This is a genomic window from [Clostridium] saccharolyticum WM1 (genome assembly GCF_000144625.1).
In the GTDB taxonomy this organism is placed as follows: Bacteria; Bacillota; Clostridia; order Lachnospirales; family Lachnospiraceae; genus Lacrimispora; species Lacrimispora saccharolytica.
Window position 1 is genome coordinate 943,621 of record NC_014376.1, and the last position, 11,659, is coordinate 955,279.

At 46.0% G+C, this 11,659-nt stretch carries 10 protein-coding genes; 7 read left to right on the plus strand and 3 right to left on the minus strand.

The genetic code is table 11. The features are described 5' to 3' along the window. Positions 1 to 12 precede the first annotated feature (12 nt). On the plus strand, positions 13 to 1,686 hold the full coding sequence (locus CLOSA_RS04510) for a glycoside hydrolase family 13 protein (protein WP_013271586.1): 1,674 nt from the start codon (positions 13 to 15) through the stop codon (positions 1,684 to 1,686). A 117-nt stretch (positions 1,687 to 1,803) separates the two neighbouring features. Here CLOSA_RS04510 and rpsT read toward each other — a convergent pair whose 3' ends face one another. Beyond that, positions 1,804 to 2,067: a 30S ribosomal protein S20 gene (gene rpsT, locus CLOSA_RS04515; RefSeq protein WP_013271587.1), complete on the minus strand. Its 264-nt coding sequence runs from the start codon at positions 2,065 to 2,067 to the stop codon at positions 1,804 to 1,806. A gap of 303 nt (positions 2,068 to 2,370) precedes the next feature. On the opposite strand from rpsT, the gene gpr reads away from it, so the two are divergent. The 4 genes from gpr (at position 2,371) to hemW (ending at position 7,945) form a co-directional block, all read left to right on the plus strand. Beyond that, on the plus strand, positions 2,371 to 3,348 hold the full coding sequence (gpr, locus tag CLOSA_RS04520) for a GPR endopeptidase (protein ID WP_013271588.1): 978 nt from the start codon (positions 2,371 to 2,373) through the stop codon (positions 3,346 to 3,348). 56 nt (positions 3,349 to 3,404) lie between these two features. Further along, positions 3,405 to 4,811, plus strand: a complete 1,407-nt coding sequence (locus CLOSA_RS04525) for a stage II sporulation protein P (RefSeq protein WP_013271589.1) — start codon at positions 3,405 to 3,407, stop codon at positions 4,809 to 4,811. A 106-nt stretch (positions 4,812 to 4,917) separates the two neighbouring features. Beyond that, on the plus strand, positions 4,918 to 6,732 hold the full coding sequence (lepA, locus tag CLOSA_RS04530; RefSeq protein WP_013271590.1) for a translation elongation factor 4: 1,815 nt from the start codon (positions 4,918 to 4,920) through the stop codon (positions 6,730 to 6,732). After that, positions 6,722 to 7,945: a radical SAM family heme chaperone HemW gene (gene hemW, locus CLOSA_RS04535; protein WP_013271591.1), complete on the plus strand. Its 1,224-nt coding sequence runs from the start codon at positions 6,722 to 6,724 to the stop codon at positions 7,943 to 7,945. Before lepA ends, hemW begins: the two co-directional genes overlap by 11 nt. 109 nt (positions 7,946 to 8,054) lie before the next feature. Here the strand turns inward: hemW and CLOSA_RS04540 are convergent, their stop codons facing one another. Together CLOSA_RS04540 and CLOSA_RS21670 are read right to left on the minus strand one after the other, a co-directional pair. Continuing rightward, positions 8,055 to 8,777 carry a 3D domain-containing protein gene (locus CLOSA_RS04540; RefSeq protein WP_013271592.1) on the minus strand — a complete coding sequence of 241 codons (723 nt, stop codon included), beginning with the start codon at positions 8,775 to 8,777 and terminating at the stop codon, positions 8,055 to 8,057. 285 nt (positions 8,778 to 9,062) lie between these two features. Continuing rightward, complete coding sequence (locus tag CLOSA_RS21670; protein ID WP_013271593.1) at positions 9,063 to 9,629, minus strand: 3D domain-containing protein; 567 nt, start codon at positions 9,627 to 9,629, stop codon at positions 9,063 to 9,065. 269 nt (positions 9,630 to 9,898) lie between these two features. On the opposite strand from CLOSA_RS21670, the gene hrcA reads away from it, so the two are divergent. After that, positions 9,899 to 10,948, plus strand: coding sequence for a heat-inducible transcriptional repressor HrcA (hrcA, locus tag CLOSA_RS04550; RefSeq protein ID WP_013271594.1), 1,050 nt, complete (start codon positions 9,899 to 9,901; stop codon positions 10,946 to 10,948). A gap of 11 nt (positions 10,949 to 10,959) precedes the next feature. Next, positions 10,960 to 11,610: a nucleotide exchange factor GrpE gene (grpE, locus tag CLOSA_RS04555; RefSeq protein WP_013271595.1), complete on the plus strand. Its 651-nt coding sequence runs from the start codon at positions 10,960 to 10,962 to the stop codon at positions 11,608 to 11,610. Positions 11,611 to 11,659: the final 49 nt, after the last annotated feature.

Consider the following 11,659-nt stretch of genomic DNA (forward strand, 5'->3'; position numbering starts at 1 on the left):
GAGGGAAAGACAATGAAAAATTGGTGGAAAGAATCCGTAGTATATCAAATTTACCCCAGAAGCTTCTGTGACAGCAATGGAGACGGGATCGGTGATATAGGAGGGATCATAAAACGACTGGACTATTTAAAGGAACTGGGGATTGATGTGATCTGGCTGTCTCCGGTATATGATTCTCCAAACGATGACAATGGCTATGATATCCGTGATTACCGTAAAATCATGAATGAATTCGGAACCATGGAGGAGTTTGACCGGCTTCTGGCAGAGCTGCATCAACGGAAAATCCGGCTGGTCATGGATCTTGTGGTAAATCACACCTCAGACGAGCATTCCTGGTTTGTGGAGAGCAGAAAATCAAAAGACAATCCATACCGGGATTATTACATATGGAGAGATGGAAAAGACGGTAAGGAGCCAAATAACTGGGGATCCTGCTTTTCCGGTTCTGCCTGGAACTATGATGAGGAAACAGGCCAGTATTACCTTCATCTTTTTTCAAAAAAGCAGCCTGACTTGAATTGGGATAATAAAAAAGTCCGGACAGAGGTATATGATATGATGAAATGGTGGCTGGATAAGGGGATTGACGGATTCCGCATGGATGTAATCAGCCTGATTTCCAAGGAGGAAGGACTACCTGACGGACCGGCCATGATCAATGGGTATGCCAGTTTTAACGTTGCTGCCAACGGCCCCAGGGTTCACGAATATTTACAGGAAATGAACCGGGAGGTTTTATCCGGTTACGATATTATGACCGTCGGAGAGTGTTCCGGAGTCACCCTGGAAGAAGCTGCCAAATACGCATCTTCCGAAGGTAAGGAACTTAATATGGTATTCCAGTTTGAGCACATGGATGTGGATGGGGACCCTGACAACAAATGGACGGACAAGAAAATGCATCTTCCGGATCTTAAGGCGGTCATGACAAAATGGCAGAAAGGGCTTGAGGGGATTGCCTGGAACAGCCTGTTCTGGAACAATCACGACCAGCCTAGAGTTGTTTCCCGCTTTGGCAGCGACTGTGAGGAATACAGGGAGCGATCCGCCAAGATGCTTGCCACCTGCCTTCACATGATGCAGGGGACTCCTTATGTATACCAGGGGGAGGAACTGGGAATGACCAATGTACCCTTTGAGACCATCCGGGATTTTCGGGATTTAGACAGCATCAATGCTTACCATGAGCTGACGGAAAAAGGGATTTTTACCCGAGAAGAAATGATGAAGTATATCAGGTACAAGAGCCGGGACAATGCCAGGACACCCATGCAGTGGGATACAAGCGCCTATGCCGGATTTTCAGAGTCAGCTCCATGGATCATGGTAAATCCCAATTATAAAAGGATCAATGCCAAGGAACAGATGGAACGGGAGACTTCTGTATTCCATTATTATAAAAAATTAATCGCTCTGCGCCATAAGCATGACATCATTGTTTACGGAAGTTATGAGCTGCTCCTTCCTGACCATCCTCATATCTATGCCTACATCAGGACCTTGGGAGAACAGAAGCTTCTGGTGGTATGCAGCTTTAGCAGTCAGACGGTAACGTACAGCATACCAAAGGAATTTGAATCAGGGACAGTTATGATCAGCAATTATGAGACAGGAGAGAGAAAATGCGGAGAGCTGAAGCCATATGAAGCGCTGGTGATCCTTCAATCATCGGATCTCCTTTGACAAAGATTAAGGCTTTTGCAGAATAGTTTACGAACCTATTCTGCAAAAGCCTTAAAACCGTATAAAAAATCCCACTCAGTGGGTTATTCTGAATGGGATAAAAGTCTGTTCTATAAATTAAGCCAATGTGTTTACAGCTTTCGAGATTCTGGATACTTTCCTGGAAGCGGTATTCTTATGATATACGCCCTTTGTAGCAGCCTTATCGATCTCTGCGATAGCATTTGCTAAGTTTGCCTGTGCAGCAGCCTTGTCACCGGCAACGATAGCAGCCTCTACCTTTTTGATAGATGTTTTCACTTTGGATCTGATCGCTTTATTTCTTGCAGCCTTTGTTTCGTTTACTAAAATTCTCTTTTTTGCAGATTTAATGTTAGCCAATCGGTACACCTCCAATAAAATGATATATGATGATTCTTTGTTTTGCATCAAAGCCTGGACACGGACAGTTCAATGTAAACATACCTTTGTATTCTAACGAATTTCGACGTAAATGTCAATACATAATTCCCGTATTTTTGCAGAAAATACCTTAGAAATGCTGGAAAGCTTCACAGGCATACCTTTATCCCCAAAAGAACATGGGCAGGAAAGCGAATTGCCTTACAGAGCAGTCATAAGGAATGCCAATGGCATAACTTTACAACCCATAAGTATGGGAAATAAAGAGGAAAGGTGGAAAAAATGGAAAATACGTTTACAGTTCGTACAGACCTTGCGGTAGAAGAAAGAGAAAGCTTCCCAGGTGACGGAGGGGAAGTATCAGGAGTGTCCCTCCGGGAGTGGCACCGGGCAGACAGCCACATCAAAATGACCGAGGTAAAGATTCTTGACAAAAAAGGGGAGAAGGCCATGGGGAAACCCATTGGGACCTATATTACCCTGGAAGCCGATGAACTTTCACTGAAAGACGAAAATTATCACAGGGAGGTTTCGGAAGAACTGGCAAACCAGATCGAACGGCTTCTTAAGGGCAAAGATTACAGAAAACCGGATTTTCATGTGCTGGTGGCAGGGCTTGGCAATTCTTCCGTAACCCCTGATTCCCTTGGACCAAGAGTCCTTAATAATTTACAGGTGACAAGGCATTTAAAGGTCCAGTATGGTGAGGATTTTTGGAAAGGAAGAAGCATGCCTGTGATCAGCGGCATTGTTCCGGGAGTCATGGCCCAGACCGGAATGGAAAGTGCCGAGATTTTAAAGGGAATCATAAAAGAAACAGAGCCGGATCTTATCATTGCCATTGATGCCCTGGCGGCCAGAAGCGTGAAGCGGCTTGGAACCACCATTCAGCTTACGGATACAGGGATTCATCCAGGATCAGGAGTGGGGAACCACAGACACAGTCTTACCTCTGAAAGTCTTGGGATTCCGGTCATGGCCATTGGGGTGCCTACGGTTGTAGGGGCTGCCGCCATTGTCCACGATACGGTTTCCGCCATGATAGGCGCACTTTCAAAAAGCATGGAAACAAAGGGAATGGGAGATTTTATCGGAAAGCTGAACTCAGATGAGCAGTATGATTTAATACGGGAATTGCTGGAGCCGGAGTTTGGTCCTCTGTATGTGACCCCTCCGGATATTGATGAAACGGTAAAGGAGCTGAGCTTTACCATTTCAGAAGGAATCCATCTGGCTTTTTTGGGACAAGAAGATTCGTAGTAAATGACAGGCATTCTGCATAGGATATTATGAATAATCCATGCAGGAAGGCGGCTATGAAACACAGAAACAAGGGAATTAACTGGTTTATAAGAAAAATGATGATAGCAGTAAGCCTGGTTCTGGCCGTCCTTCTCTTTGGAAAGGAAGTCTCAGAGGCGGGAAAAAAGGCGGATTTTCATAAAGCGGAAAATTGGGCAAAAGAAGGGGCCGGCCTTGGGATTTCCTATATATGGAAGCATCAGTATCCGGCTGCAGTATGGGAAGAAAACAGCCAGAACGGCATCTTATCGGGAAGCAAAGAGAAATCTTTGATAAACGTTCTCTGTGATTTCCTTTTCAACCAGTCTCCTCTTTACCGATATGCCGGCAGCAGCCCAAATACAGAATCAGATTATGGGGATACGGATCCGGCCTATGAGGGGTATCTGGAAAGCGGAAGATTTTATGAGGAACACAGCTTCCTTCTATATGACGGCGGAGAGGAAAGCGGAGAGGACGGAAGCATGAATGCTGGTACCCATAATGCCCGGCCAGAGACCCACCCGGCTGGCGGAGGGGAAACTGCAGCCGGTGGGGGAACAGGCCAGGCTTCAGAGACGAATCAGGAAGCAGTTGAAACAGGAGATAAGAAAAAAGGGGAAAAAGACCCTGCTATGACCTGCGCAGTAAGCAATGTATGGCCTATAGCAGGGAGCTTATACCGCAAAGAGCAGCTGGCTGATTACGATTTTCTTATAAAGCATTTCTACAGCGTTCATTCCTCCACAACGGCCGGCAGGGATTTAATGAAAGCAGAAAACTTCCTTTCCCAGGATTTTACTTTGGAAGGAGGGAATGACAAACCTCAGATCCTCATTTACCATACCCATTCCCAGGAGGAATTTAAGGATTATGGGCCGGATAATCCCAATGCCACTGTAGTTGGAATCGGAAGCTATCTTACGGAGCTTTTGACCGCTAAGGGCTACCATGTGATCCATGATACTTCCGTTTATGATTTACAGAACGGAAAGCTGGACAGAAACAAGGCATATACATATGCCCTGGATGGGATTACCGGAATCCTTCAGCAGAACCCCTCCATTGAGGTGATTCTGGATGTTCACCGGGACGGAGTCAATGAGCATTTGCATATGGTGAACCAGGTCAATGGGAAGCCTACCGCGCCCATTATGTTTTTCAACGGAGTCAGCCAGACGCCAAAAGGTCCCATTGAATATCTTCCCAACCCTTACAGGGAGCAGAATCTTGCATTCAGCTTCCAGATGCAGCTTGATGCAGCCGCCTATTTTCCCAATCTGACCCGGAAAATATACATAAAAGGTCTGCGTTATAACCAGCACTTAAGAGCAAGATCTTCCCTCATTGAAGTAGGTGCCCAGACGAATACATACCAGGAAGCGTTAAACGCCATGGAACCTCTGGCAGAAGTTTTGGATATGGTGTTGCAAGGAAATTAAAAAAATGGTATATTTTTAAAGATATCATAGTAATCTGGCGGATTATGCCCTTAGGATGGGGAAAGCCGGAGCACACCAGAAACATCAGAAAAGAGGAATTAACCATATGGCAGCTGCCCAGCAGAATAAAATACGCAACTTTTGTATTATCGCTCATATTGACCACGGAAAATCAACCCTTGCGGACCGGATTATAGAGAAAACCGGACTGTTGACCAGCAGGGAAATGCAGTCCCAGGTGCTTGATAATATGGATTTGGAACGGGAACGGGGAATCACCATCAAGGCCCAGGCAGTGCGTACCGTTTATAAAGCAAAAAATGGCGAAGAATACATCTTTAACATGATTGATACACCAGGTCATGTGGACTTTAATTATGAAGTTTCCCGAAGCCTTGCAGCCTGTGACGGAGCCATCCTGGTGGTGGATGCTTCCCAGGGGATCGAGGCCCAGACCCTGGCCAACGTATATATGGCCCTGGATCACGACCTTGATGTATTTCCGGTTTTAAATAAAATAGATCTTCCAAGCGCAGAGCCGGAGCGTGTGGTGGAGGAGATCGAGGATGTGATAGGGATCGAGGCACACGATGCTCCCAGGATCTCTGCTAAAACAGGAGAAAATGTAGAGGAAGTCCTGGAAGCGATTGTTGAAAAGATCCCGGCTCCCAAGGGAGATCCTGAAGCTCCCCTTCAGGCCCTGATTTTTGACTCCCTTTATGATTCCTATAAAGGCGTCATTGTTTTCTTCCGGGTAAAGGAAGGAACCGTAAGAAAAGGCGATAAGGTGCGGATGATGGCTACGGGAGCAGTGGAGGAGGTAGTGGAAGTCGGCTATTTCGGAGCAGGCCAGTTCCTTCCCTGCGAAGCCTTAAGCGCTGGTATGGTAGGATATCTGGCAGCCAGCATAAAGAATGTAAAGGATACTGCCGTTGGAGATACCATTACCCATGCGGGCCGTCCTTGTCAGACCCCGCTTCCTGGGTATAAAAAGGTGACTCCCATGGTTTACTGTGGTTTATATCCTGCCGATGGAGCCCGTTACAATGATCTGAGGGATGCCCTGGAAAAGCTTCAGCTTAACGATGCTTCTCTGTTTTTTGAGCCTGAAACCTCTCTGGCCCTTGGCTTTGGCTTCCGCTGCGGATTTTTAGGTCTTCTTCATCTGGAGGTCATTCAGGAGCGTCTGGAACGGGAATACAATCTGGATCTGGTGACTACGGCCCCCGGCGTTGTTTACCGTGTTTATAAAAAGAACGGGGAAAAGCTGGAGCTGACAAACCCTTCCAACCTGCCTGACCCAACGGAAATTGAGTATATGGAAGAACCGATTGTCAGCGCAGAGATCATGGTGACCACGGAATTTGTAGGAGCCATTATGACCCTGTGCCAGGAACGGCGGGGCGTGTATCTGGGCATGGAATACATGGAAGCAACCAGGGCACTGTTAAAATATGAGCTTCCGTTAAATGAAATCATTTATGATTTTTTTGATGCATTAAAGTCACGTTCCAGGGGATATGCCTCCTTTGACTATGAACTGAAGGGCTACCAGCGGTCAGAGCTTGTAAAGCTGGACATCCTGGTGAACAAGGAAGAAGTGGATGCCCTTTCCTTTATTGTCCATGCATTATCCGCCTATGACAGGGGCCGTAGAATGTGCGAAAAGCTGAAGGATGAGATTCCCAGACAGCTATTTGAGATCCCCATTCAGGCAGCGATCGGCGGCAAGATCATTGCCCGGGAGACCGTGAAGGCCATGAGAAAGGATGTTCTTGCCAAATGCTATGGCGGTGATATTTCCCGTAAGAAAAAACTCCTTGAAAAGCAGAAGGAAGGTAAAAAACGTATGCGCCAGGTCGGTAACGTAGAGATACCGCAAAAGGCATTTATGAGCGTACTGAAATTAGATGATGAATAAAAAGAATCTGGAGATTTACGTACATGTCCCGTTCTGTGTACGTAAATGCGCTTATTGCGATTTCCTGTCATTTCCCGGAAACCGGCAGATGCAGCGGGAATATACAGAAAAATTAATAGAAGAGATCCAATGCCAGAGTGCCAAAGTCAGAGAATACCAGGTAATCAGTGTATTCATAGGGGGAGGCACTCCTTCTATATTAAATATCGAGGACATGTCTGCAGTTTTTCATGCCCTTACCAATGGATTTGAGATCCTGCCGGATGCGGAGATCACCATGGAGGTTAATCCCGGTACGGTGACGGCCGAGTCCCTTTCCTGTTACCGGGAAGCAGGGGTAAACCGGATCAGCATGGGGCTTCAGTCCGCAGATGACAAGGAACTGGGGTATTTAGGCAGAATCCATACCTACGATGAATTCTTAAAAAGCTATCAGAGAGTCCGTATGGCGGGATTTGATAACGTGAATGTGGATTTGATCTCGGCAATTCCCGGTCAGACTGTGGAATCATGGAAGAATACCTTAAAAAAGGTGACCATGCTGAAGCCGGAGCACATATCTGCCTACAGCCTGATCGTGGAAGAGGGAACCCCTTATTATGACCGGTATGGGGAACCGGTTGAAGTAGAAAATCATACGGTTACACAGGAGAAGGTCCATGGTTTAAAGTCTTTGCCGGATTTACCGGATTTGCCGGATGAGGATGCGGAGCGGGACATGTACTACTTGACCAGGGATTTTTTAAAAGAGCAAGGGTATGAAAGGTATGAAATATCCAATTACTCCAAAAAGGGTTACGAGTGCAGGCACAACATCGGTTATTGGACAGGTACGGAGTATCTGGGCTTAGGCCTGGGAGCTTCATCCTACTTGAGTGGATGCCGTTTTCACAATACTTCTGTTTACAAGGAGTATTGCAGCGCCCGCCTTGACCGGGAGGAAGTTTTTCAGGAAGTGCTGAGACAGGAGTTTGAGCGGCTTACCTTGGAGGAAAAAATGGAAGAGTATATGTTTCTGGGGCTGCGCCTGACCCAGGGCGTTTCAGCCCAGGGGTTTGTCAGCAGCTTTGGACACAATATCCGTAGTATTTACGGACCGGTGCTGGATGCCATGGAAAAGGACGGCCTTATGGAACAGAATGACGGGTATTATCGCCTGACCTCCAGAGGGACCGATATCAGTAATTATGTTATGAGCCAGTTTTTCGTGTAAAGAAAGTCCTTCAAAGATGAAAGCATTGGGCCGCCGGGAACCAAATGAGTAAAGGGAAAAGCCTGGGGAAAAGAATAATATTCCCCAGGCTTTTTTCTGTGATTACTGATTATTGTACCAGATATACTTCCACATTCCTGGAGCCGTAGGCCCGGGTTTCTCCATGAGTGTTGAAGAAAATATCAATGTGGTTTCCCTTGACGCCCCCTCCGCAGTCTTCTGCTGTATAGACGACTCCTCCGATCATGATACGGCTTCCATAGGGAATCACTCTAGGATCAACGGAAATGGTATGGTTTGCTGCAGCAATGGTTCCTGTGCTGGTACGTCCTCCCCAGCCTCCGGAGCACTTGCGGCAGGGGCAGTAGGCCGTGGTTCTGAATACTCCAAGAGAGCGGAGACTGGAACTGCTGTTTTGCAGATTCGCAGCAGCAAGGTCGCCCACAGGATGAATCCTGGTGCCTGAGAGCTTCTGGCCGGCCCCATAGGCCTCAACCAGGTAGGTGCCGTCTCCATAAGAACTCCATGGAACCGGTATATCAAAGCCATAATTACCGGTCCCGTGGGATACTAAATCCTCCCGGTATTGAGAGGCGTTGGTAATAAGCTCCGCCACGGTCTGCCCGTTGGCCTGGTTGGTAATGACAACCTTTACTTCTGCTGCAGCGGCGGGATCGGTGGTATTAATCGCCCAGCCTCTGACGCCGCTTTCGTCCGCATTGTCAATAATCCCTGCCGTCTGGGCGGCAGAAGTGGAAAACGTACTTATCAGGAAAAATGCCATCATTAGTAAGGTCCCAAGGAACCGTTGAATTTGGCTTGTTCTTTTCATATTACAAATACTTCCTTTCTTTTTTACAAACTGTAATATAATTTAATATATTTATAATTATATGTAACAGATTTGTAATAAATGAGGTACAAGTAATCATTTTACACATTTTTCCAGATTTGTCAAGGATAACACAAAGAAAAGTTCACTCTGGGAGTATTTTTAGTTGCTTCAGCACCGACCTGATTTACACAAGCATATTCGTCCGGCTCAATGCCCACGCAAAAAAAAACGCCGCAAAACAGTGAGATGTTACACTGTTTTGCGGCGTTGCAAGAACAATTTTTACCGTTCAATGACTGCAAATAATTCTTTGGTCTGTCTTCCAAAATCCAGGGCTTCTCTGCGGCTTGCAAAGAATATATCTACTTTATTCCCTTTTACACCGCTTCCGATATCCTCAACGGTATAAACGATATCGTCGATCATAACCTTAGTTCCAAGGGGAAGCAGGGCGATATCAGCAGAAATGGTGTGCTGAGGCTGGGGTATGGTGCCGGAATAGGTCACACACTGTTTTCCGGAGCTTTCGGGACAATATGCAGTAGCAGTGAAGAGCCCCAGAGATCCCCCTTTTTCATAAACAGGTTTTGCCGGCTCCTCCGGCTCTGTCTCTTTTTTCCTGATGCCGGGTCCGATCTCTTCCTTAGGTGTATCCGTATTGGATGATGCGGCCTGATCGCCGCCTGTTTGTATGGTTTGGTGATCTGTTCCAGAACTTTCGGACTGTGCTTGATTCACCGCTTGGTCTTTATCCGTAGTTTCAGCTGCCAGTGCAGTCATAGATAACAGCAGGATACAAAGGATTGTCAGGAATCCGGTAATGCTTTTTTTTCCTGAAAAACTATTCATTGATTTACCTCGCAATCGTGTTGTTATGGTGTCTTAGTTACCATTATATTACAAAAGTGTTAAATGTCAAGAGAATAATGTCAATAGCTTTGTAATATTTTATATAAAAATGAGAAAAAATGTACAAGCAGGTCATAAAATCTTAATCAAAAATTTTTATAGGAATGTATTGACAAAAGTAGAAAAAAAGAATATATTATGAAAAGAAGGTATTAGCACTCCTAAACGTCGAGTGCTAACAAAAAGACTCAGAAAGGAAGTGGGGCAGATTGAACGACAAGGATCAGTTGGATGAGCGGAAGATAACCATATTAAAAGCCATCATCAAAACTTATCTGGAAACCGGAGAGCCGGTGGGTTCCCGTACCATATCAAAGTATACGGATTTGAACTTAAGTTCTGCCACCATCCGGAATGAGATGTCTGATCTGGAGGAACTTGGATACATTGTGCAGCCCCATACCTCTGCAGGAAGGATCCCTTCTGACAGAGGATACCGCTTTTATGTGGACCAGATCATGCAGGAAAAGGAAGAGGAAGTCACTGAGATCAAGGATATGATGTTAAAGCGTGTGGACCGGGTAGAGCTTTTGCTCAAGCAGATGGCAAAGCTTCTTGCTCAGAACACCAATTACGCGGCAATGATCAGTGCACCCCAGTATCACCGGAACAAACTGAAGTTTATTCAGCTTTCCAAGGTTGACGAAGAAAAGCTACTAGTGGTGATCGTGGTGGAGGGCAATATCATTAAAAACACCATGATTCCTATTCACACCGAATTAAATGACGAAGGACTTTTAAATCTTAATATTCTTCTTAACAATGCCCTTAACGGGCTGACCATAGAGGAGATCAATCTTGAAGTGATCAGCAGGCTGAAAATTCAGGCGGGAACCCATTGCGATGTGGTGGACCGGGTGCTGACTGAGGTGGCTGCCGCCATACGGGGGGATGATGAAGACCTTCAGATTTATACCAGCGGAGCTACGAACATTTTCAAGTATCCGGAATTAAGCGATGGAGAAAAAGCCAGTAAGCTTATCGGAACGCTGGAGCAGAAGGACCTTTTACAGGGACTGGTCGATGATGTGAACAGCTCCGAGAGCGGATCCGGAATCCAGGTATACATCGGCGACGAAGCTCCTGTTAAGACGATGAAGGACTGCAGCATTGTAACCGCCAATTATGAGCTGGGCGAAGGCTTGAGGGGCACCATTGGTATCATAGGTCCGAAACGGATGGATTATGAAAAGGTACTCAGTACATTGCGTAATCTCATGACGCAGTTGGATGCCATATTGAAAAAAGATGAAAGGTAAAGGGTAGATCATTGAGCAAGGAAGAAGTGAAAACAGATGAGAAGCTGGCAGATGAGGCTGTTCCTACAGAAGATGCCGCTTCCACTGAAAAAGAAATAGAAGGCGCAGAAGCCTGTACAGACGGCGGAACCCAGGAACACGTTACAGAGGAAGAAAATACAGAGGCAGGTTCCGCGGAAGAATCCGGAAAAAAGGGCTTTTTCGGAAAAAAGAAAGAGAAAAAAGACCCAAGGGATGAAAAAATAGAAGAATTAACAGACCGCCTGCAAAGGACCATGGCAGAATTTGATAATTACCGCAAAAGAACTGAGAAGGAAAAAACAGCCATGTTTGAAATCGGCGCAAAGGATATTGTGGAACGAATCCTTCCGGTGGTGGACAATTTTGAAAGAGGTTTAGCCGCTATTTCAGATGAGGAGAAAAGCGCTCCGTTTGCAGACGGCATGGATAAAATCTACAAGCAGCTTATGAAAACCCTGGAAGAGGCCGGCGTGAAACCAATCGAAGCAGTTGGAAAGCCGTTTGATCCTGATTTTCATAATGCGGTTATGCACATTGAAGACGAGTCACTGGGCGAGAATATTGTTTCCCAGGAACTCCAGAAGGGTTATACCTACCGCGACACCGTGGTAAGACATTCCATGGTGCAGGTGGCTAATTAGATATATAAATTTGAAACGGGAAAATGGCAATCAATTACATTTGGTTTAT

Coding starts and splice junctions, on each gene's coding strand:
- CLOSA_RS04510 (WP_013271586.1), top strand. CDS start 13: ATGAAAAATTGGTGGAAAGAATCCGTAGTATATCAAATTTACCCCAGA.
- gpr (WP_013271588.1), top strand. CDS start 2,371: ATGGAAAATACGTTTACAGTTCGTACAGACCTTGCGGTAGAAGAAAGA.
- CLOSA_RS04525 (WP_013271589.1), top strand. CDS start 3,405: ATGAAACACAGAAACAAGGGAATTAACTGGTTTATAAGAAAAATGATG.
- lepA (WP_013271590.1), top strand. CDS start 4,918: ATGGCAGCTGCCCAGCAGAATAAAATACGCAACTTTTGTATTATCGCT.
- hemW (WP_013271591.1), top strand. CDS start 6,722: ATGATGAATAAAAAGAATCTGGAGATTTACGTACATGTCCCGTTCTGT.
- CLOSA_RS04540 (WP_013271592.1), bottom strand. CDS start 8,777: ATGAAAAGAACAAGCCAAATTCAACGGTTCCTTGGGACCTTACTAATG.
- CLOSA_RS21670 (WP_013271593.1), bottom strand. CDS start 9,629: ATGAATAGTTTTTCAGGAAAAAAAAGCATTACCGGATTCCTGACAATC.